We start from the raw sequence: 21,955 nt of genomic DNA, 5'->3' as shown, positions 1-21,955 counted from the left end.
CCCAGTAACATTAATGCCGCAACCAGGGGCACAGAACCTCACATATTGGCGGTCAAATATGACACCGTCATGACTGTCACAATCGGTCGGGGGCGAGGTGCAATCAAGAGCGGTTTTGATCGGCACCGCCGCGCGCCACGCTCAAACCACGCGCGTCCGCGCGCATTCCTCGATCAAATCCTTTAACGCCGCCGCAATCCGCACGTTCGCATCGTCGGTGTTGAGTTGACCTTCCTCCTGTTGTGGTCCACCGATACCAACGATGATCAGCCCCTGCGCAGTCCGCTCACGCAGCCGTCGCACGAGATTGCGCAAATACGGCGGTGATTCGGGCGCATCCAGCGATACCACACAGATCACTCGCGTATCCTCCCCATCCACCATCCCGGCTCGCGTGCCGCGCATCTGCTCATAGCTTGTCGTCGTGCAATCGATGCCGCGCCGCGCGAGCAGTTGTGCAACGATCGCTGCGACAACCGTATCGAACGCGCCACGCCCCGGCACGCACAGCACCGGGCCCGGCTCAACGATCTCGCGACCAGTAGCTTGCGCACCGGCTTCGCCAACGCTTTCGTCAGCGTCGGCATGTCGTGAATCATCGACGGATTCCAGGTCCTCCACGATATCGAGCAGCGCCTGATTGATGCGCGCAACCTGTTCGGCAGGCAGCACTCCGCGCAACGCGTCGTTGCGCGCGAAGCGCAGGCCTTCGAGCACCACTTGCTCGTAGTAGTCGATGAGCGGCATGCCCGCGAGCAGTCGGTCCGCCTGCAGCAGCGCTTCGTGTGGATCGTCGGCAAGCAGGCGCTGGTAGCACATTTGCGCGGGCGTAAGCGCTGGCTGGTCACCCAGCAGAATGGTCAGAAAATTCAGCTTGTCTACATAGCGTCCGAGCGTGACGAGGCACAACGTGAGCGGCGTCGAGAGCACGAGCCCGATCGGCCCCCAGAGCCAGGTCCAGAAGATCGCCGCGACGACGACCGCGAGCGGCGACAGACCCGAGTGGCGCCCGTAAAGCAGCGGCTCCGCGAACTGCCCGGCCGCTATGTCGACGACGATAAAGAGAATCAGCGTCAAGACTCCCATCGTCCACTGCGGCTGGATGGCGGCGGCCAGCACGGTCGCGAGCCCCGCCGCGATCCAGATTCCGATGTACGGCACGAAGCGCAGCAACGCCGCCATCGCGCCGAACAACAACGCGCCCGGCACGCCGATGCCCGCAAGCCCGATCGCAATGATCGCCCCCACTGAGACATTCACGCCCAGTTGCGCGACGAAGTAGCGCGAAAGCCGCCGGGATGCGTCGTTGATAGCCGTGGTGGTGCGATGCAGGTCGTCCGAGCCGAACAGACTGATGAGGCGGTCACGCAAGTCCTCGCGCTGGAGCAGGATGAAGATCGTGACCACCAGCACGATAAGGCCAGTTTCGAGCGGCGCAATCACAGGCGAGATCGCTCGCAGCGCGAGCTGCATCGGCGTAGGCGGAGGCGTGCGGACCTCGACCGGCGTCGGCTGGGTGGGCGCGTTGCGTGCGGCGCGACCGTGCAACGGCAGCGGCGCGGGCGGCGGCGCGGGCGACATGCGCTGAAGCGCCGTGGACGCGCGACTCATCAGCGAATCGGCGCGGCCAACTGTCTTTTCCTGTACCGTCTCCAGCTTCTGCTCGATCGCCTCCTGATATTGCGGCAGGTCGGCGGCAAGCTGGACGATCTGCGCCCCGATCAACGTACCCACGCCCCCCAGCGCTAGCACGGTGGCGAGCACCGCAAGAAAGATCGACAGAAATTGCCCGAGGTGCAAGCGGCGCAACGTCGTCACGAGCGGTGCGAGCAGGAAGCTCAACAGCACCGAGAGCGTGATCGGAATCAGCACCGCACGTCCGAAGTAGAGGCCGCATACCAGGATCGCGCCGATGATCACCGACGCGAGAACATGCAGCGTCGGCGGGCTCGGCGGAAAGACGCGGTTGTTCCGGCCCTGCGGCGGCACCGGAAAATTCATGTCGTAGCGAGGAAATTTCATGAGTCGATCGGGCTAGCGGCGCAGGGACGGCACACGGCCTTCCTCACGATTTGCCCGAGGTGATCTCCTGGTTTCGCGCGGTGAGGAACTGGATCAGGCCATCGATGCCGCCCTGCTGGATCTGTACGTTGAACTGCTCCCGGTAGGTCTGGATGAGCCACGCACCCAGCACATTCAGGTCGTAAAGGCGCCAGCCCTGTGGCGTCTTGTATAGACGATAGTCGATCTCGACTGGGTTGCCGCTCGTCTGCGCAAGCGTGCGCACGACGGCATCGGTGTCGTCGGGTGACGAGCGCATCGGCAGATACTCGATCTGCTGATCCGGCTTCAGTTGCGCCAGTGCACCGGAATACAGGTGGATCAGCAGCGACTGGAACTCCGTCTCGATTCTCTGTTGCTGCTCAGGCGTGGCCGTACGCCAGTGACGGCCCATGGCGAGCTGCGTGGTGCGTTTGAAATCGACGTAAGGGAGGATGTGCTGGTCGACAATGCTGCGGATGCGCGCAATGTCGTCCGGTGCGATCGACTTTGTGCGCACTTCGTCCAGCACCTGCTGGGTCGCGGTCTTGATGAGCGCCTGCGGATCCGACTGGTCGACGGCGGTCTGCGCAAACGCGCTCACACCCGGCGCCAGCCCTGCGAGCAGCGCGATAAACAGGAATAGCCTTTTCATCGAGGTCTCAAAAGGTGAATCGTGCGGTCGCGCGCCGATTTGCATACGGCTACCGCACCCGCGCGAGTGTGCCGGATACCCTTCAGTCTATAAGTTCAGGCCGGGCGAGGTAGGTCCACTGCACCGGCCGCGGCGCACACGTATCGGCGCCACCGCTCAGTCGAACAGACCCGTGCGGTCATGCGCCGCCGTTTCAGTGGTATCGCGGGGAAAAGAAGGTGTATCCGTTGCTTCGGCGCCGCCCCGCGATGCGTGCGACGCGCAGAAGCACGTCAACGAGAAGCAAGGCCCGTACCACACTGGAAAGCGCCTGAAGCGCCGTCTCGCCACTTCGCAGGGTCTGCAAAATCTACAAAACCCGACGCCTGGCCAGCCGCGACACCCGCGTCAGCCCATCGCGCGAGACCCCATTCTCAAGCAGCCGCACGAACGTGCCGTAAACGTGCTGAGGTATCCACCATCGTGACGGAGTCTTGCTTGAACCGTAAAACGCTCGCCCTCAGTGCCCTGGCCACCACGCTGCTGCTGAGCGGCTGCATCAGCGACAACCGCGTCACTGCCCCCCCTGTCCGGGCCAACGCGGTCGTCGCCGCACCGCCGCCACCGCCGCGGCCGGCGGTTGTCGTCGCGGAGCCGGTCTACGTGCCCGAGCCTCACGACGCGTATATTTCGATCGCCCTCGACAGCGACATCGTCTTTGCAGGCGGCAACACGTATATCTGGTATCTCGGCCACGATGGCCGGCGCTATCGTCACTTCTACGGCCATGGCGATCTGCGTGGCGAGGTCATGCACCGGCGCGCGAATTTGCGGCTCGTCATGGCGCATCACGAAGGTCATTTGCCGATGCAGAAGGTGCAGATGGCGCCGCCGCCCACAAGGCGCGCCCCGCCGGCGCCGCCGGCCCGCCCGGCACAACTGGCACACCAGCCCGCGAAGCATCAGCCATCGCAGGCGCGCCAGGCGCAGCCGACGCAGCAGGCACATCAGCCGCACCAGCCGCCGTCCGGCAAGCCAGCGCCCGCCGCAAACCGCACAGCCGACGAGAACCATCAGGTGCAACCGCACAGCTGAGCCACGCCTGAGCCGCACGCGAGTCCGGCACGACCGGACGCCCGCGCGGCTCACGCGCATCCTCAGGCGCCGCTCAGCTTGCTCGCGTAGACCGAAGCGGCAACCGGCCGTCCGAACAGATAGCCCTGCTGACGCTCGCAGCCGAGCGATTTGAGGAACGAAGACTGTTCGGGCGTTTCCACGCCTTCGGCTGTGACATGCATCCCGAGCGAATGCGCCATCGCGACCACGGCCTGCGTGATTGCCGCCGAGTCGCGGTTATCGGGCAGGCCCATGACGAACGAGCGATCGACCTTGAGATGATGAAGCGGAAAGCGCTTCAGATAAGAGAGCGACGAGTACCCGGTTCCGAAATCATCCACCGAAATCCGCACGCCGAGATCGCTGATCGCGCGCAGCATCGGCAGGACGGACTGGCTGTCATTCATCAGCAGTCCTTCCGTAATTTCGAGTTCGAGACCGGAAGGATCGAGCCCGGCCTGCGTCAGACAGCGTTCGATCTGCTCGACGAGTCCTTCGGTGAATTGCCGCGGCGACAGGTTCACGGCCATCACGAAGTCCGGTGCGATCAGGCGGCGCCACTGCGCGGCCTGCCGGCAGGCGTGCTCGAGTACCCATTGGCCGATGCCGATGATCATGCCCGTGTCCTCGGCGATCGGAATAAATTCGGCGGGCCGGACCGGGCCCAGTTCGCCACTCTCCCAGCGCAGCAGCGCTTCGGCGCCGATCGTGCTGCCCGTCTTGCCGTCGACGATCGGCTGGTACACGAGCCGCAATTCCCCCGACGCGAGCGCGCGCCGCAGCAACTGCTCCAGCAGGTAGCGGCGCTCCAGACGCTGCCGCAGTTCGGCCGTGAAGAACTGGAACTGGTTGGTGCCGCGCTGCTTGGCAACGTACATCGCAGAATCGGCGTTGCGCATGAGCGCGGCAGCGTCCGTGCCGTCGTCGGGATAGCGGCTGATGCCGATCGATGCCCCGAGGTAATACTCGTTGTCCGCCACTTTGAATGGCACGGCGATGGCGTCGAGCACCTGCTGCGCAAGCGCGATCAGCTCGCTGCCGCCCTCGTGCCGGCGCACCGCGATCACGAATTCGTCGCCGCCCACGCGCGCTAACGTGCCGGCATCGCGCACACATTGCGTGAGCCGCGCCGCGACTGCGCGCAACAGCGTGTCGCCTGCCTCGTGGCCACCTGTGTCGTTCACCTTCTTGAAACCGTCCAGATCGACGAACAGCAGCGCGGGGCAGGTCGTTCCATCCTCGCTTTCGAGCAATTCGCGCATGCGGTCGGCGAGCCAGGTGCGATTGTAGAGACCGGTCAGCGGATCGCGCGTCGCCAGGTAGAGGAGCTGTTGCTGTGCCTCGCGCACCGCGCCGATGTCGGTGAACGACACCACGACCGACGACGCCTCGGTTTCGCCGGGCCGGAAGATGGGCAGCACGTTCTCGCTGACCCAGACGATCTCGCCGTTCGCGAGTTCCAGCCCCGTCGTGCGCCCGATGATGGACTTTCCGGCGCTCTGCGCAAGCATGCTGGGACGACGCGGCAGGCTCATGGGCTGCCCATCTTCGTCGAGCACACGCGGAATCACGGTGAGGATGCTCTGGCCGATCACGTCGTCCGGCAAGCGCAGAATGCGGCGCGCGCTACGGTTGCACGCGAGGATGGTGTTGTCGCGCGATTGCACGACGATGCCTTCGTTCAGGTGATCGACTACGAGCCGGTAATGCTCTTCGCTCTCGGCGAGGCGTTGCGCGATGTTCGCCTGATTGACCAGCGCCGCGACGCTCAGCCCGATTTCGCGCAACAGTCTCTCGGTCGCCGCGTCTGGCCGCCACGGCACGCCCCGATACACCGCCAGCGCGCCCATTACGCCGCCGGCGTCATTTTCGAGCGGCGTCGTCCAGCACGCGCACACGCCGCTCTTCGCGGCGCCATGCGCAAAGGCGGCCCACGCAGGATCGGCGAGCAGGTCTTCGACGGCCACCGTCCTGTTCTCGTAGATCGCCGTGCCCGACGGCGTGCTGTGCGGACCAACAGGCGTCCCGTCCACATTGCGGCGATAGTAGTCCGGAAGCGAAGGGGCGCTGCCGAGACGGATGTGCTGCCCGTCAGCGTCGAGCAGCAGAATCGAACAGATTGCGCCGTCACCCAGCAATCGCTCGGCATGGCGGCACAGTTCCGCCAGCAGTTCGGGCATAGGCATGCCGCGTGTGATGAGCTTCAGCACGTCGCGCTCGAAGGCGAACGCATCCTCCGCCGAACCGGCCCGGTGACCGGCGCCACCCACTGGCGCCCCGCCCATGCCTCCGATCTTCCAGGAATAGCTCATCCCCACGCTTTCTCCTGATGTAACGGCAAATCCGCGCCATCGCGCGCTTTTTTAATGCAAGCGTTGGTGTCCGGATTGCCGGACCGGGCTGAGGACGTATTCACATCCGCAGGCCTTCTCTTTGTGATATCGGCAGTAATTGCGGCTTCTTGACGCACCCGGCGTGACTTGATGCGTTCTCCGCGCGAGCAGCGCTGTTTCCGTGAGGACCGCTGCGATATATATCACGTTGCGATATAATTCGCGGCTTGCGGCTTTTTGCCGCCTCCTCATACAAAACCGGGACGCCGTTTCGCTCCTTCCAGAAAGCTTTCGATCGTGTCACGTCTGAACCTTACCCGTTGGCTCGCCGGATTCGCCCCCGCCCGTATTTCCATCAGCTGGCGCGAGCGCGCGCGCTCGAGCGGCGGCGCGCTGTTCGGTATCGCGCTAACGGGCTTGCTTGCGCACTGGCTGCTCGGCACGGATGCGACTGTGCCGTTCCTGATCGCGCCGATGGGCGCCTCCGCGGTACTCCTGTTCGCCGTGCCGGCAAGCCCGCTCGCGCAGCCGTGGTCGATCATCGGCGGCAACCTTGTTTCTTCGACGGTGGGCGTGACCTGCGCGCTTCTGATTCACGATCCCGTCGAGGCAGCAGCGGTCGCCATCGCGCTCGCGATTGCGGGAATGTTCGCGTTGCGCTGTGTTCACCCGCCCTCAGGCGCGGTTGCGCTTACGGCCGTGCTCGGCGGCCCTGCGGTGCGCGCGCTCGGATACGAATTCGTGTTCGAGCCCGTCGCGCTCCAGTCCGCAGTGCTGTTGGGCTCGGCGCTCGTCTATCACGCCGCGACGGGGCACCGTTATCCGCATGTGGCCGTCAAACCGGCGGATCGCAATGCGCCCGCGCAGCGCGGCTTTTCACGTGACGACCTGGAGGCGGTGCTGCGCGGGCGAGATGAAATGCTCGACGTCGATCCTCGGGATCTCGAAGCGGTTCTGCGTGAAGCGGAAATCCGTGCATATGCACGCACTTTCGGCGAGCTGACCTGCGCCGAAGTGATGACGCACGACGTCATCAGCATCTCGCCCGATACAACCGTGCGTGAGGCACGCCGCCTGCTGCGGCGACACGATATCAAGGCGCTGCCCGTGGTCGATGCGCAGCGTAATGTGAAGGGCATCGTCACGCGCGCCAATCTCGCGGACGGCGAACGCAATGCGCATCCGGGCCGTCGCCTGGCCGCGCGCGCTGCGCGCTGGCTCGCGCCGCTGACGGGAATGGACGAGCCCGTGCATACGCTGATGAGTGCGCCCGTTCGCACGGTCGCGACGACAACGCCGATCGCGGATCTGCTGGCGATCTTCGCGGGCCGCGGCCACCACCACGTTCCGGTCGTCGACGCGCACAAGCGTCTCGCGGGCATCGTCACTCAGGCGGACCTGATTTCAGGTCTCTACCGGCAGTCGCAAAGCGAACTACCGCTCGCCGCCTGATTTGAGCAACCTTATGTAAGCGCTACAAGCGCTATCGCCATTGCCTTCGCACGCAACAATATATCATATTGTGATACATTTATGAGCTTCCCTGTCCCACCGGATGATCTGATGAAAAGAGGCACGCGTGCGCTCGCCAAGAGCGATTACGAGCAACTGTCTGCGTTCCGCTACCAGATGCGGCGCTTCGAGCGCTTCTCCGAGCGCGCGGCACAGGCCGAAGGTATCACGCCGCTCCAGTATCTCCTGCTTCTTCACGTCAAGGGATATCCGGAGCGCGAATGGGCCACCATCGGCGAACTGGCCGAGCGGTTGCAGTCGCAGCATCACGGCGTCGTGGCGCTCGTATCGCGCTGCGAGGTGCTCGGCCTCGTCGAGCGCCGCGCCAGCGAACGCGATCGCCGCCAGGTCGAAGTCCACCTCCTCCCCGACGGCGAAAAACTGCTCGCGCGACTCGCCGAACTCCATCGCGCCGAACTGCGCTCGCTCGACAGCGCCTTCACGGTTCCGCAAATCGACCTTTGACTGCCATGCACGCCGATTCCCACAAGCGCGATTTTTCCGCCAACAAGCGCCTCCCGGGTGTCGCCGCGCTGGCGGCGGTGATCGGCGTCATCGCGACGCTCGCCGCCTTCGCGCTGCTGAGCTTGATTCATCTCTTCACGAATCTGTTTTTCTTCGGCCGCTTTTCATTCGCCGATCATTCGCCCGCGCTCAACACGCTCGGCCCATGGGTGATCCTGATTCCCGCCCTCGGCGGGCTGATCGTCGGCATGATCGCGCGCTTCGGTTCCGAGCGCATTCGCGGTCACGGCATCCCCGAAGCCATCGAAGCGATCCTGTTCGGCAAGAGCCGCATGTCGCCGAAAGTGGCCGTGCTCAAGCCGCTTTCGTCAGGCATCGCGATCGGCAGCGGTGGGCCATTCGGTGCGGAAGGTCCGATCATCATGACGGGTGGCGCGCTGGGCTCGCTGCTCGCGCAGTGCGTGAAGCTCACCTCTGCCGAACGCAAAACGCTGCTCGTCGCAGGCGCGACCGCCGGCATGACCGCCGTGTTCGGCACGCCCGTCGCCGCCGTGCTGCTCGCCGTCGAACTGCTGCTGTTCGAATGGCGGCCCCGCAGCTTCCTGCCCGTCGCGCTCGCGTGCGCTGTCGCGGGATTCGCGCGCGCCGCGTTCTTCGGCGTCGAACCGCTGTTCGCACTTCAAACTCCGCCGCCCCATGCGCTTGCGCTCGGGTCGTGCGTTATCGCAGGGCTGTTGTCCGGCGCGCTGGCGTCGGGGTTGTCAGCCGCGCTCTACAAGGTCGAAGATTTATTCGGACGCCTGCCTGTTCACTGGAGCTGGTGGCCAGCGCTCGGCGGCCTCGTCGTCGGCATCGGTGGATTCTTCGAGCCGCGTGCGCTCGGCGTCGGCTATGACGTCATCGGCGATCTGCTGAATCTGCACATCGTCTGGCAGGTTGCGATCGGCATCCTCGTCGTGAAGGCCATCATCTGGGTCGTCGCGCTTGGTTCCGGCACGTCGGGCGGTGTGCTCGCGCCGCTCCTGATGCTCGGCGCAGGACTCGGCGCCGTGCTCGGTCACGTGTTGCCCGGCGCCGATCCCGCGCTGTGGCCGCTCGTCTGCATGGCGGCGACGCTCGGCGCAACGCTTGGCGCGCCGCTCACGGCTATCGTCTTCGCGTTCGGACTCACGCATGACAGCAACGCGCTGCTTCCGCTGCTTGGGGCCACGCTGATCGCGCATGGCTTTGCCACCGTCGTCATGAAGCGCTCGATCATGACCGAGAAGATCGCGCGCCGTGGGTATCACATCTATCGCGAGTACGGCGTCGATCCGCTCGAACGTCACTATGTCGATGAGGTGATGTCGCACGACGTCGAGACGATCGACGCCGACACCAGCGTGGGCGATGCCCTCGCGACCCGCTTCGGCGCAGCGCAGACGCGACGCGCGTGGCCTGTCGTGCGTGACGGCGCGGTGCTTGGCGTGGTGGATCGTGCGGCGCTCGAAAACCTGCGTGGCGATGGCGCCGACAAGACGCTCGGCGCGCTGCTCGCGTCCCGCGTGCCTGACGTCGCGATGCCCGAGGAGACGTGCCGCCAGATCGCCACGCGGCTCGCAATCCATGGCCTCGAACGACTCCCTGTCGTCACCGACCGCACGACGATGCGCCTCGTCGGCATTGTCTCGCGCAGCGATCTGGTCAAGCTCTCGCTGACCCACTTCGAGGAAGAGCACAAGAAGGAGCGGTTTCGTCGTATTCGCATCGGCAACGGCAAGCGAAGGTTTCCTCCCGTGCATAAAGCGGGGTGAACGCATACGTTCGCCCTCTTTCTGCTCGACGGTGCCAACGCATGGCCTAAAGCGTGCCGCCGCTCGGCAGGTAGGGTGGCGCGGGTTGGACCGTTAGCTTCGAAACGACGCAGCACTTCGCCGGGGAATCACAAACGCCTGGCCCGTCCCGCGACGACGCGAGAGCGCCGTCGAAATCGAACGCGCTGTCCAAAACGGGACGGAACTAGCGGATTGCCAGAGCGAGGCGGCCGCCCGCAGTCGGATGGCCATATTGAGGCCCACCCGCCGTCGAACTTCCGTTTTGCGCTGCGTCCGCTGATTAGCGATCCTGATCGATACGGAACACCGCCACCGCACCCCGCAGAACATCCGCCTGCGCTTCCAACGATTTCGCTGCCATCGCGGCTTCTTCGACGAGCGCGGCATTGTGCTGCGTGACTTCATCGATCTGGCTGATCGCCTTGTTGACCTCATCGATGCCAGTGCTTTGTTCCAGCGCGGCGGCTTCGATCTCGCTCATGATGCCGCTTACCTGGCCCACCGACTCCATCGCCTCCAGCATCGTCCTGCGCGCTTCCCCTACGAGCGACGCGCCCTGTTCCACCTTCGCGGCCGAGTCGCCGATCAGTTCCTTGATTTCCTTCGCAGCCGCGCCCGAGCGCTGCGCGAGGCTGCGCACTTCCGATGCGACCACCGCGAAGCCGCGCCCCTGCTCACCCGCACGGGCCGCCTCGACCGCGGCGTTCAAGGCAAGGATGTTGGTCTGGAAAGCGATGCCTTCGATCATGCCGATGATCTCCGTGACCTTGCGCGACGACTCCGTGATGCCGTCCATTGTCTCTGTCACGCGAGTCACGACGTTGCCGCCGCGCGTCACCGTCTCCAGCGCGCCCTGCGCGAGGCGGCTCGCCTGTTTCGCGTTGTCGGTGTTCTGCTTCACCGTCGCGGATAGCTGTTCCATGCTCGCCGCCGTCTGCTGAAGCGCCGCGGCTTGCTGCTCGGTACGGCTAGAGAGATCGGCATTGCCCGCGGCAATCTCGTTCGCGCCAGTGGTGATCGCGTCCGTGCTGCCGCGCACCTTCGACACCGTATCCACCAGACCGTCGCGCATCTGCGTGAGCGCCGACAGCAGCTGGCCCATTTCATTGCGCGAGCGTGACCCGACTGAGATCGTCAGGTCACCCGCAGCGATGCTGCGAAAGTGGGAGATCGTCCGGTTCACTGGATTGACCACCGCCGCTGACACGCCTGCTCGCGCCATCACCCCGACCATGACGCCAATTGCGCCGATCGCGCCGAACAGCAGCGTCGAGGTGCGCAAGCGCTGCTCCGATGTTTCGGCCTGACGTTGACTTTCGATGGTCTGCAACTGGTTGAGCGCGTCGAACGCCTTCGCGTAGGCCGCGTAGTAGGTGCTCGCCGTTTCGCCCTGGATAGTGTGGAAGGTGTTGAAGTCGTAGTCCTTGAGCGCCTTGAATTCTGGTTCGATCGCGCGGTCGACGAGCGCGGCGCGTGCCTGCTCGACGGCCTGCGCGAGCTGCCTTTCCTCGTCGCTGGCAAAAGGTCCATTTGCGTAACGGCGGAACGCAGCCGTGGATTCTTCCAGCACCGCGTGCGCCGCCGGAAGTAGCCCGTCGTTCTGCTTGCCGGCGCTGAAGAGCGTCTCGTAACTGCTGAGCGCCAGCCGCACCTGAAGAAGCTGTTCAGAGCTGCCCCTCAGTTCCTCCAGCGTGGACGCACGGTGCCGGACGTCCTCCAGCCCGCTACTCGTGAGCTTGAGCGCACCGTAGCCGACGCCGATCACGGTAAGCAGAAACGCAACGAAAACGCTGATGACCAGCGTCAGGCCACCGCGAATGGTGAGGTTGTTAAGCATTGGGTCTCCGGAATGTCGGAATCAGCCTTTGGCGGCGCGTGGTTCTTCCAGGCTTCGAGGTTTGTCGTTCACGCCTCGCCTCGGTGACGTGTTCATGTGATAGCGGCAGAGCAGAGATACAGTGCCTACCTGATCGTGAATTGAAGCGAATCGATGCAGTTAAAGGCGCGGACTGCCGTGACGACCATCCTCTGGTGCGATGTCAGCGCGAGCGACAGGGTGATCGCGCGCAAACGTGGTCTCGGCGCCCAACAGAGCCATCCGTGCGCCCTCCATTGACACGACCGCGGAGAGCCCCGGTTCCGCGCGTCCATCGACGGTCCGAGTCTGCCGTCCTTGACTAGCTCCGCGATTTCGAACCCGCTGATCGTCAAGGTCAGGACCTGATCGCCGTCCGGTTCCCGATCTATCGCATCGCGTGCAGCCTGGGTTGGCGCCTTCTGCCTGCTCAGCCAGCACACTGGCGCAGGTGTGATCAGCGGTCGCCTTGCTCCAACGCCACTTGAACAGACGAGTGCATTCCAGACACTGCAGCGACGGTGACGTTGATGCTTTCACCGTCGTTAGCAAGCGATTTGTCGATGCGGCATGCATTCACCGCAGTGCTCTGATCGGGTGGGTATTTACCCCTGTTGCGACTTTGAATTAAAACAACCGAAGAACGTTAGCCTTAACGTTAGCAAATGTTAGTTTCCTGGTGAGAAAACCACCATGCGGGGTTTACCTAGTTTTTGGGGCACGCCTCTTCGGGCTGCCAATGGCAGGATATCGCGCCGCCAGGGCGCAATAATGCTCATACAAGCCCGGCAATATCCGGTCGACACCGAAGTGGTATCGCTAGCGTTAAAGGAGCGATAGCCGCTACGGACATTAGCGGCTGTTTCCGACGTGAATATCGAGCGTCAGTGTTCATAAGAAATCGAGTCGACATTCGTGAAGCACTCGTCGGACTAGCGTGCGCGCCGGCCTGTTGGAACAGCTTCGACCGTCCTGAACAACCGTTTTGAACTTGCCTCAAGGTAACGTGGGCAGCCAGGAATAGTGGCAGGACTCAAAAGGCGCAGGCTATCTTTGACTTGAAGTCAAACTGAAATCCAACGCATCGGGGCAGCGGACCATGTACTGGCAGAACGGATGACGTCGATTTGGGATCCAAATGATGGGTGTCCGCTTTTCAACACGTAAATCGAATCCATGAGAGTCGGCTACGGATCGAACAGAGCCCTTCCCCTGAAATCTGCGAAGGGCGGGGAATTTTCCGGTCTCCATCACAATGCACCGCGCTCGAAGGGTTCACAGCACTCAATCACTGGAAATACGACATCCAGAACCGGCGCTGAATACCCAATCAACTGCAGTCACCCGCCAGCAGTGACCGCTGCTTTCGCGTGCGATTACTGCGCCAGTTAAGTGCGGCAAAACGCGCGCCGCACTGCTGCGGTGCACCAGCCAGATACCCTCCATTTCCCGTACAGCCCCGTCCAGCAACGCTTTGCGCCGTTGCTGCGAGTTGGCACAGTGTTTGCGAAAAGGCTCTCGGGTCCCGCAATGACGTGGGAACCTGAGAGCGGCGAGCACGAACTTCGCGCACCGCTCAGCATCGCGGCAGCGCGTCCCGCACGACGCTCGAAACTGCCAAACCTTGTCGGGCAATGACGTTCGACGTTCGTCGCAACCGGTATATCTCGAACCGGTGCGATCCAACGACGGAGCCGACATGGACCGCAGCTTCTGGCGCAACGGCCATACCCCGACGCTGTTTTCCGCTTTCCTCTACTTCGACCTGAGCTTCATGGTCTGGTATCTGCTCGGACCGCTGCAGATCCAGATCGCTCAGACGCTCGCGCTCACAACACAGCAACGCAGCTTCATGGTCGCCACGCCCATTCTGGCGGGCGCGATTCTGCGCGTATTCATGGGCATGCTCGCGGACCGCATCGGCGCAAAACGTGCAGGACTCCTCGGTCAGGTGTGCGTGATCGCGAGCCTGTTCGTGGCGTGGCGGGTCGGTCTGCACTCGCTGCCGCAAGCGCTGTTCTTCGGCATCTCGCTCGGTGTTGCAGGCGCTTCGTTCGCCGTCGCACTGCCGCTTGCGTCGCGCTGGTATCCGCCGCAGCACCAGGGCACGGCGATGGGCATCGCCGGCGCGGGCAATTCGGGCACCGTGCTCGCCGCACTTTTCGCACCCGCACTCGCTGTCGCGTTCGGCTGGCAATCCGTGTTCGGCATTGCCTGCATTCCGCTCGTCGCGACCCTCGCCATTTATATGGTCTGCGCGAAGGACGCGCCCGGTTTCGTCGAGCGCAAGCGCTTCTCGGACTACGCACGCATGCTGCGCGGCGGCGATACATGGTGGTTCATGTTCTTCTACTCGCTCACGTTCGGCGGCTTTTCCGGGTTCGCGAGCGCGCTGCCCGGCTTTTTCCACGATCAGTTCGCGATCGACGCAAAGCTCGCCGGTTGGGCCACCGCCGCGTGCGTGTTCGCTGGCTCCGTGATGCGTCCGTTCGGCGGCCTGCTCGCCGATCGCATCGGCGGCACGCGCTCGCTGCTCAACGTTTTCGCCGCCGTGACCTTGCTCATCGGCGCGGCCGCGTTTCATCCGGGCGGACCTGTCGTCACCGTGCTGCTCTTCATCGCCGCGATGCTGTGCCTCGGCGCAGGCAATGGCGCCGTGTTCCAGCTCGTACCGCAGCGTTTTGGCAAAGACATCGGCGTGATGACGGGGCTCGTCGGCATGGCGGGCGGCGTCGGCGGCTTCGCGCTCGCAGCGAGCCTCGGCGCGATCAAGCAGGCCACCGGCAGCTACGCGTGGGGGCTCGCGCTCTTCGCACTGCTGACCGCGCTCGGCTGGGCCGGGATGAGCAACGTGAAGCACCGCTGGCGCAATACGTGGTCGCTGGCCGCGGCGCGCGTCTGAACACACTACCGACTACGCACGAGGAACACTCCATGGATACGCAACCGAAGCTCGTCGTCATCGGCAACGGCATGGCCGGCATCCGCACGCTCGAAGAGCTGCTCACGATCGCGCGAGGCCACTACGACATCACTGTGTTCGGCGCCGAGCCGCATCCGAACTACAACCGCATCCTGCTGTCGCCGGTTCTCGCTGGTGAGCAGAACTTCAACGACATCGTGCTCAATCCGCTCGACTGGTATGCGGAAAACGGCATTCATCTGCATCTGGGCAAGCGCATCGAGCGTATCGACCGGATGCGCCGCGTCGTCGTTGCGGAGGACGGCACCGAAGCGCCGTACGATCGCCTGCTCATCGCAACCGGTTCGACGCCGTTCATTCTGCCCGTGCCGGGCAACACGTTCAAAGGCGTTGTCTCGTATCGCGACATCTACGACACGCAAGCGATGATCGACGCCGCAGCCGTCAAGCAACATGCGGTGGTGATCGGCGGCGGTCTGCTCGGGCTCGAAGCGGCAAACGGACTCAAGCTGCGCGGCATGGACGTGAGCGTCGTGCATCTCGCCGACACGCTGCTCGAACGTCAACTCGACGCGACCGCGGGCAAGCTGCTGCAACGATCGCTCGAGACACGCGGGCTGCGTTTCCTGCTCAACAAGTCGACGGCCGAAATCACCGGCAACGACGCAGGCGAAGTGACGGGCGTGCGCTTCGCCGATGGCGAATCGCTTCCGGCCGATCTCGTCGTGATGGCCGCGGGCATCAGGCCGAATACCGCACTCGCTGAATCGGCGGGGTTGTATTGCTCGCGCGGCATCGTCGTCGACGACGCCATGCAAACCTACGATCCGCGCATCTACGCCGTGGGCGAATGCGTGAACCATCGCGGCGTCGCGTACGGTCTCGTTGCCCCGCTGTTCGAACAGGCAAAAGTGTGTGCGAACCACCTCGCGCTGATGGGTATCGGCAGTTACAAGGGTTCGGTGCTCTCGACGCGGCTCAAGGTGACCGGCATCGAGCTGTTTTCCGCGGGCGATTTCGTCGGGGGTGCCGACACCGAGGAAATCGTGCTCTCGGACCCGGCGGGCGGCGTGTACAAGAAGCTCGTCATCAAGGACGACAAGCTGGTTGGCGCCTGCCTTTACGGCGATACCGCCGACGGCGCATGGTACTTCCGCCTCCTGCGCGAGGAACGCAAGCTGGGCGAGTTGCGTGAGCATCTCGTCTTTGGGGAAACGGGCATCGGCGACGCCGGCGTGCAAGGGCAGAGCCGCGCCGCCGCGATGGCGGACACCGACGAGGTCTGCGGCTGCAACGGCGTGTGCAAAGGGACGATCGTCAAGGCGATCACCGAAAAGGGCCTCTTCACGCTCGACGATGTAAAAAAGCACACGAAGGCATCGAGTTCGTGTGGTTCGTGCGCGGGTCTCGTCGAGCAGATTCTGATGAGCACGCTCGGCTCGAACTTCCAGGAAGCGCCGAAGACGAAAGCCATCTGCGGCTGCACCATCCACAATCACGGCGAGGTGCGCAAGGCGATCCGTGAACATCATCTGCTCACGCATCGCGATGTCTACGATTTCCTCGAATGGAACACGCCGAACGGCTGCGCGACCTGCCGCCCTGCAATCAACTACTACCTGCTTTCGACGTGGCCTCGCGAAGCCGTGGACGATCCGCAAAGCCGTTTCGTCAATGAACGTCTGCACGCCAACATCCAGAAGGACAACACGTTCTCCGTGGTGCCGCAAATGAAGGGTGGCGTGACGAATCCATCCGAACTGCGCCGCATCGCCGATGTGGCCGACAAGTATCACATCCCGATGGTCAAGGTCACAGGCGGTCAGCGTATCGATCTGCTCGGCGTGAAGCAGGAAGACCTGCCCAACGTCTGGCACGATCTCGGCATGAAGTCGGGCCACGCGTACGGCAAATCCATCCGCACAGTGAAGACCTGCGTGGGCAGCGAGTTCTGCCGCTTCGGCACGCAAAACAGCACGCAGATGGGCATCGACCTCGAAACCATGCTCGCCAACATGTGGTCGCCGCACAAGGTCAAGCTCGCGGTCTCGGGCTGTCCGCGCAACTGCGCCGAGGCGGGCATCAAGGACGTGGGCGTGATCGCCGTCGATAGCGGCTGGGAACTCTACGTGGGCGGCAACGGCGGCATCAAGACGGAAGTGGCGCAGTTCCTCTGCAAAGTGAAAACGTCCGACGAAGTGAAAGAGTACAGCGGTGCGTTCCTGCAGCTCTATCGTGAGGAAGCGTATTACCTCGATCGCACGGTGCACTACATCGCGCGTGTGGGGCTCGATTACGTGAAGCAAAAAGTCGTCGAGGACGCCGCCAGCCGCCGCGCGTTGTACGAACGTCTGCTGTATTCGCTCGACGGTCTGCAGGACCCGTGGGAGACGCGCATCGGTGGTGCTCAGCGTCATCAATACATTCCGCTCAAGGTCATCGCCTGAGGTTACGCACATGGATATGAAAGCCACTCCCGTCTGGACGCGTGTATGCGAAGTCACGGACATTCCGCGCCTCGGCAGCCGCGTGCTCGAACGCGACGACGGTAACGTCGCGATCTTTCGCACTGCACTCGACACTGTCTTCGCCCTGCTCGACCGCTGTCCGCACAAGGGCGGTGCGCTCTCGCTCGGCATCGTCCACGGCGAGAGCGTGACGTGCCCCCTGCACGCATGGAATTTCGACCTCGCGAGCGGTAAGGCCCACGCGCCGGATGAGGGTTGCGCGCGGCGCTTCCCAGTGCGCGTCGAGGACGGCGCCGTGTTTATCTGCCTGGACTGACGACCATGAAGACCGTGACACGCTCCACCTGCTGCTATTGCGGCGTCGGCTGCGGCGTGCTGATCGAAGCCGGCGAAGGTCGCATCACCGGCGTGCGCGGCGACCCCGACCATCCCGCGAACCGTGGCTTGCTCTGCAGCAAGGGCATGGCGCTGGCGGACACAGCGCGAAGCACGACGGGCCGCGCGCTGCAGCCAGAGTTACGTGTCCATCGCGACTTGCCGCGCGAAGCTGTCGAGTGGCCGGTCGCGCTGGACACGGTTGCGGAGCGCTTCGCGCGCATCGTCGAGCAGCACGGTCCGGACGCCGTTGCGTTTTATGTCTCCGGTCAGCTTCTCACTGAGGATTACTATGTTTTCAACAAGCTCGCGAAAGGTCTGATCGGCACGAACAATATCGACACAAACTCGCGCCTTTGCATGTCGAGCGCCGTAACCGCGTACAAGAAGGCCTTCGGCGCGGACGGTCCTCCCACCTGCTACGACGATCTCGAGCGCGCCCGCACTGTGCTGTTCGCGGGAAGCAATGCGGCGTGGGCGCATCCGGTCGTGTTCCGCCGGCTCGAAGCAGCGAAGGCCGCGGACCCGTCGATCCGCTGGATCGTCATCGACCCTCGCCGCACCGATACGGCCGCGATGGCCGATCTGCACCTCGCGATCGAACCGGGAACCGATGTCGCGCTCTTCAACGGCATGCTGCATCACCTGATCTGGGAAGGGCTTGTCGATCGCGCGTACATCGACGAACACACCGAGGGTTTTGAAGCGCTCAAGTCGGCCGTGCGGACGTTCACGCCCGCGATCGCGGCCGAATTGTGCGGTATCGCCGAAGAAGACCTGATTCAGGCCGCCGTCTGGTTCGGTGCGAGCGACGCGGCGTTGTCGCTCTACAGCATGGGCCTGAACCAGTCGAGCCACGGCACCGACAAGAATCTCGCGCTCATCAACCTGCATCTGGCCACGCGGCAGATCGGCAAGCCAGGCGCCGGGCCGTTCTCGCTCACGGGCCAGCCCAACGCGATGGGCGGACGCGAAGTAGGCGGCATGGCGACGATGCTCGCCGCGCATCGCGACATCGGCAACGCAGCGGACCGTGAAGAACTCGCGCGGCTGTGGGGCGTACAAGCGCTTTCGGCGCGGCCTGGCCTGCCCGCCGTCGAGATGTTCGAAGCGCTGCGCGCGGGCACGATCAAGGCAGTGTGGATCGTCTGCACGAATCCGGCTCATTCGATGCCCGACAACGCTCGCGTGCGCGAAGCGCTCGAAAAGGCGGAGTTCGTCGTCGTGCAGGAAGCGTTCACGCAGACCGATACCGTGCCTTACGCGGACGTTTTGCTGCCTGCCGCCTCATGGGGTGAAAAGGACGGCACGGTGACGAACTCGGAGCGCCGGATCTCGCGCGTTCGCGCAGCGATCGACGCCCAGGGCGACGCGAAGCCCGACTGGTGGATCGCCGTGCAAATCGCGCGACGTATCGAACAGCGGCTCGGCGGCTTGCGTGAAGCGTCGCTTTTTGCATTCGAAACGACGGAAGCCATCTTCAACGAACACCGGCGGCTCACCGAAGACCGCGATCTCGACATCAGCGGCCTGAGCTACGCGCTGCTGGACGAGCGTGGCCCGCAACAGTGGCCATTTCGTGCGGGCACCGAACAAGGCGAGGCGCGCCGCTATACCGATGGCCGCTTCGCCACCGACGATGGCCGGGCCCGCTTCCACGCACCGCGCTATCAACCGCCCGCCGACGCCATCAACGCGCGCTTCCCGCTACGCCTCACGAGCGGCCGCCTGCGCGACCAGTGGCACGGCATGTCGCGAACAGGCCGCATCGGCAGGCTCTTTATGCACGCGCCCGAGCCGACGCTCGACGTCCACCCCGGCGACGCTGCGCGACGCGGTCTGAGCGATGGCGACCTCGTGCGCGTCATCAGCCGACGCGGCGAACTCGTGCTGCCCATCAGGACGAGCGACGACGTGCGCTCCGGCACGCTGTTCGCACCGATGCACTGGAACGCGCAGTTCATGTCGAGCGGCGGAATCAACGAGGTCACCGATCCCGCTGTCGATCCTCATTCGTTGCAGCCGGAATTGAAGCACGCGGCGGTACGCATCGAACCTGTCGCGTTGCCATGGCGCGTGGCCGCCGCACGGCGAGGTGACGCGCTGGCGCTGCAGGCGGCGGTTCAACCGCTGCTCGGCGCGTGCCGCTACGCGGCGCTCGCCATCGAAGACGACCTTCTGATCGTACGCGCAGCCAATACCGCCGCGCCGGCCGGTTGGCTCGACAAGCTTTACGCCGCGCTCGACCTCCCCTCCGGCGACGACACGCTCGAATACCGCGACGCGCGCCGAAGCCTTGACAAGCGCGCGCTCTGGCGCGAAAACGTCATACGCGGTTTCGTGCTCGCGGGCGACGTCAAAGAGGCCGATACGCTTTTCGCCGCCGTGCGCTCGGGCGAACCGTGGCACGGAACGCGGCTCAGCGTGTTCGCCGCGCGCCGTGCCGGAGAGACCGCCAGCACGCCACGAGAGCGCATCGTCTGCAGTTGCATGCAGATCAGCGAAACGCAAATCCAGGCGGCGATCGCGCGCGGCGCTTCGGTGCCTGAGTTGAAAGCGTCGCTTGGCTGCGGCACGGTTTGCGGATCGTGCGTGACCGAACTGCGGCGCATGTGCGAGACCGCCACCGTCGGCGGATGAATAACAGCTACGACAAGACACCTAACCCGCCATCCGACATGCTGCGTGTACTGCTCGTCACCGACACCGACAAGCCCATCGGCGATCTGCGCGAAGCGCTCGCGCGACTCGGCTATGAGATGCTGCCCGACCCGGCCACGCCGCAGGATCTGCATCGCGTGGTCGAGCACGCGCGGCCCGACGTCATCATCATCGATACCGAATCACCGTCACGCGACACGCTCGAACAACTCGCCGTGATGAACGCCACCGCGCCACGTCCGGTGGTGATGTTCAGCAACGACGCAAACCAGCAACTGATCCGCGCGGCCGTGCACGCGGGCGTGACGGCGTATCTCGTCGAAGGGCTCGCGGGCGAGCGGATCGCGCCGATCCTCGAAGTCGCCCTCGCGCGATTTGCGCAGGAAACGCAGTTGCGTGAGCGTCTCACGCAGGCTGAGAACGAACTCGCCGAACGCAAGCTGATCGACCGCGCGAAGCGACTTTTGATGGAACGCCAGAAGATGACCGAGCCTGACGCGTACGCCGCGCTGCGCAAGCACGCCATGAACCACAGCGTGAAGCTCGCCGAGGCGGCCCGCCAGATCGTCGACGCTGCCGGATCGAAGGAGTGAAGCGAAACCCATGAACCCGAACGCGCTCTCCCAAACCGCATCCGCGCTCGCGCCGCCCGAGAAGTCGCATCTGAAGATCGGCTTCGTGCCGCTCTCTGACGCCGCGCCGATCGTCGCCGCAAAGCTGCTCGAATTCGGCCACGCACACGGGCTCACGCTGGAACTGTCACGCCAGCCTTCCTGGGCCGCACTGCGAGACAAACTGGTGGCCGGCGAACTCGACGCCGCGCACACGCTCTACGGACTCGTCTACGGCCTGCAACTCGGCCTCGGCGGACCGCAGACCGACATGGCGCTGCTGATGGTGCTGGCGCGCAACGGCCAGGCCATCACGCTCTCGAACCGGCTCGCCGACGCCCTTGCCGCGCACGGCACGCTGCCGCGCGCGCTGGCTTCGCTTGGACGCAAACCCGTCTTCGCCCAGACCTTCCCCACCGGCACGCACGCGATGTGGCTCGCCTTCTGGCTCGCCGCGCAAGGCGTGCATCCGTTGCGCGATGTCGAGAGCGTCGTCATTCCCCCGCCGCAGATGGTCGCTGCGCTCGCGGACGATCGGCTCGACGGCTTGTGCGTCGGCGAACCCTGGAACGCGCTCGCGGAGCAAAAGGGTGTGGGACGCACGGTCGTCTATAGCGGTGAGATATGGCCGGATCATCCGGAGAAGGTACTCGCCTGCCGCCGCGATTTCGTGCATGCGTATCCGCGTACCGCGCAGGCGCTCGTGCGCACGATGCTGGAAGCGTGTCGCTGGCTCGACGGCGCGGGTCATCGGCGCGAAATCGCGCAGTGGCTTGCGCGGCCGGAATTCCTGGGCGTCGACGCTGCCGTGATTGCATCGCGGCTAGAGCAAGGTATGCGCTCCGAGGTGCCGCCAGTGCGCTTCTTCGATGATGGCGCCGTCAACTATCCGCGCCCTTCTGAAGGCGTGTGGTTTCTCACGCAGTTCGAGCGCTGGGGCATGCAGGCGCGGCGCGACGACTATCGCGAGATCGCGCAGGCGCTCAATCAGACCGCGCTCTACCGCGAGGCGACGCAGTCGATGCAGATCGATACGCCCGCCGAAACCCCGCCTCAAGTGTTGATCGATGGCCGTCGCTGGGATGGTGGCGATCCGCACGCGTACGTGGACGGGTTCACGATTCGGAGCGCGCACGCCTGAGCCCTCG

The 21,955-nt window shown here is 64.3% G+C and carries 14 protein-coding genes; 10 read left to right on the top strand and 4 right to left on the bottom strand.

The window, feature by feature from the left end:
* Nucleotides 1–141: 141 nt before the first annotated feature.
* Nucleotides 142–2,001, bottom strand: a complete 1,860-nt coding sequence (locus L0U80_RS25180) for an AI-2E family transporter (protein ID WP_233873832.1) — start codon at nt 1,999–2,001, stop codon at nt 142–144.
* 64 nt (nt 2,002–2,065) lie between these two features.
* The gene (locus L0U80_RS25175; RefSeq protein ID WP_233872245.1) at nt 2,066–2,695 is read right to left on the bottom strand and encodes an MlaC/ttg2D family ABC transporter substrate-binding protein; all 630 of its coding nucleotides are present in this window, start codon (nt 2,693–2,695) and stop codon (nt 2,066–2,068) included.
* A gap of 477 nt (nt 2,696–3,172) precedes the next feature.
* On the opposite strand from L0U80_RS25175, the gene L0U80_RS25170 reads away from it, so the two are divergent.
* Nucleotides 3,173–3,769, top strand: a complete 597-nt coding sequence (locus L0U80_RS25170; protein ID WP_233872242.1) for a hypothetical protein — start codon at nt 3,173–3,175, stop codon at nt 3,767–3,769.
* A gap of 62 nt (nt 3,770–3,831) precedes the next feature.
* On the opposite strand, the gene L0U80_RS25165 is transcribed toward L0U80_RS25170, so the two are convergent.
* Nucleotides 3,832–6,102, bottom strand: coding sequence for a bifunctional diguanylate cyclase/phosphodiesterase (locus tag L0U80_RS25165; RefSeq protein WP_373322290.1), 2,271 nt, complete (start codon nt 6,100–6,102; stop codon nt 3,832–3,834).
* A gap of 318 nt (nt 6,103–6,420) precedes the next feature.
* Here L0U80_RS25165 and L0U80_RS25160 point away from each other — a divergent pair, with 318 nt between their 5' ends.
* The 3 genes from L0U80_RS25160 (at nt 6,421) to L0U80_RS25150 (ending at nt 9,893) form a co-directional block, all read left to right on the top strand.
* Nucleotides 6,421–7,575, top strand: a complete 1,155-nt coding sequence (locus L0U80_RS25160) for an HPP family protein (RefSeq protein ID WP_233872239.1) — start codon at nt 6,421–6,423, stop codon at nt 7,573–7,575.
* Nucleotides 7,576–7,686: 111 nt separating this feature from the next.
* Nucleotides 7,687–8,100, top strand: a complete 414-nt coding sequence (locus L0U80_RS25155; RefSeq protein WP_233872236.1) for a MarR family winged helix-turn-helix transcriptional regulator — start codon at nt 7,687–7,689, stop codon at nt 8,098–8,100.
* Between the two features lie 5 nt (nt 8,101–8,105).
* Nucleotides 8,106–9,893 carry a chloride channel protein gene (locus L0U80_RS25150; protein ID WP_233872233.1) on the top strand — a complete coding sequence of 596 codons (1,788 nt, stop codon included), beginning with the start codon at nt 8,106–8,108 and terminating at the stop codon, nt 9,891–9,893.
* Between the two features lie 301 nt (nt 9,894–10,194).
* Here L0U80_RS25150 and L0U80_RS25145 read toward each other — a convergent pair whose 3' ends face one another.
* Entirely contained in the window at nt 10,195–11,751 is a 1,557-nt protein-coding gene (locus L0U80_RS25145; protein WP_233872230.1) for a methyl-accepting chemotaxis protein, read from the bottom strand.
* Nucleotides 11,752–13,468: 1,717 nt separating this feature from the next.
* Here L0U80_RS25145 and L0U80_RS25140 point away from each other — a divergent pair.
* From L0U80_RS25140 to L0U80_RS25115, 6 genes are read left to right on the top strand one after another with little or no spacing between them, the layout of a single operon-like run.
* Complete coding sequence (locus L0U80_RS25140; RefSeq protein WP_233872227.1) at nt 13,469–14,671, top strand: MFS transporter; 1,203 nt, start codon at nt 13,469–13,471, stop codon at nt 14,669–14,671.
* Nucleotides 14,672–14,703: 32 nt separating this feature from the next.
* A complete protein-coding gene (gene nirB / locus L0U80_RS25135; protein ID WP_233872224.1) occupies nt 14,704–17,139 on the top strand; it encodes a nitrite reductase large subunit NirB in 2,436 nt (811 codons plus the stop codon).
* Nucleotides 17,140–17,149: 10 nt separating this feature from the next.
* Nucleotides 17,150–17,476, top strand: a complete 327-nt coding sequence (gene nirD, locus L0U80_RS25130) for a nitrite reductase small subunit NirD (RefSeq protein ID WP_233872221.1) — start codon at nt 17,150–17,152, stop codon at nt 17,474–17,476.
* A 5-nt stretch (nt 17,477–17,481) separates the two neighbouring features.
* Complete coding sequence (locus L0U80_RS25125) at nt 17,482–20,175, top strand: nitrate reductase (protein WP_233872218.1); 2,694 nt, start codon at nt 17,482–17,484, stop codon at nt 20,173–20,175.
* Between the two features lie 38 nt (nt 20,176–20,213).
* Entirely contained in the window at nt 20,214–20,789 is a 576-nt protein-coding gene (locus tag L0U80_RS25120) for an ANTAR domain-containing response regulator (protein WP_233873825.1), read from the top strand.
* A 10-nt stretch (nt 20,790–20,799) separates the two neighbouring features.
* Nucleotides 20,800–21,948, top strand: coding sequence for a CmpA/NrtA family ABC transporter substrate-binding protein (locus tag L0U80_RS25115; RefSeq protein ID WP_233872215.1), 1,149 nt, complete (start codon nt 20,800–20,802; stop codon nt 21,946–21,948).
* Nucleotides 21,949–21,955: the final 7 nt, after the last annotated feature.

Source organism: Paraburkholderia adhaesiva (assembly GCF_021390575.1).
Taxonomy (GTDB): domain Bacteria; phylum Pseudomonadota; class Gammaproteobacteria; order Burkholderiales; family Burkholderiaceae; genus Paraburkholderia; species Paraburkholderia adhaesiva.
The sequence above is the reverse complement of the archived record's forward strand: the minus strand, read 5'-3'. Positions and strand labels throughout refer to the sequence as shown.

What these genes read in the sequence shown, in the direction of transcription:
- L0U80_RS25125 (WP_233872218.1), top strand. Translation starts at nt 17,482, where the DNA reads ATGAAGACCGTGACACGCTCCACCTGCTGCTATTGCGGCGTCGGCTGC.
- L0U80_RS25115 (WP_233872215.1), top strand. Translation starts at nt 20,800, where the DNA reads ATGAACCCGAACGCGCTCTCCCAAACCGCATCCGCGCTCGCGCCGCCC.
- L0U80_RS25180 (WP_233873832.1), bottom strand. Translation starts at nt 2,001, where the DNA reads ATGAATTTTCCGGTGCCGCCGCAGGGCCGGAACAACCGCGTCTTTCCG.
- L0U80_RS25155 (WP_233872236.1), top strand. Translation starts at nt 7,687, where the DNA reads ATGAAAAGAGGCACGCGTGCGCTCGCCAAGAGCGATTACGAGCAACTG.
- nirD (WP_233872221.1), top strand. Translation starts at nt 17,150, where the DNA reads ATGGATATGAAAGCCACTCCCGTCTGGACGCGTGTATGCGAAGTCACG.
- L0U80_RS25120 (WP_233873825.1), top strand. Translation starts at nt 20,214, where the DNA reads ATGCTGCGTGTACTGCTCGTCACCGACACCGACAAGCCCATCGGCGAT.
- L0U80_RS25145 (WP_233872230.1), bottom strand. Translation starts at nt 11,751, where the DNA reads ATGCTTAACAACCTCACCATTCGCGGTGGCCTGACGCTGGTCATCAGC.
- nirB (WP_233872224.1), top strand. Translation starts at nt 14,704, where the DNA reads ATGGATACGCAACCGAAGCTCGTCGTCATCGGCAACGGCATGGCCGGC.
- L0U80_RS25140 (WP_233872227.1), top strand. Translation starts at nt 13,469, where the DNA reads ATGGACCGCAGCTTCTGGCGCAACGGCCATACCCCGACGCTGTTTTCC.
- L0U80_RS25165 (WP_373322290.1), bottom strand. Translation starts at nt 6,102, where the DNA reads ATGAGCTATTCCTGGAAGATCGGAGGCATGGGCGGGGCGCCAGTGGGT.
- L0U80_RS25150 (WP_233872233.1), top strand. Translation starts at nt 8,106, where the DNA reads ATGCACGCCGATTCCCACAAGCGCGATTTTTCCGCCAACAAGCGCCTC.
- L0U80_RS25175 (WP_233872245.1), bottom strand. Translation starts at nt 2,695, where the DNA reads ATGAAAAGGCTATTCCTGTTTATCGCGCTGCTCGCAGGGCTGGCGCCG.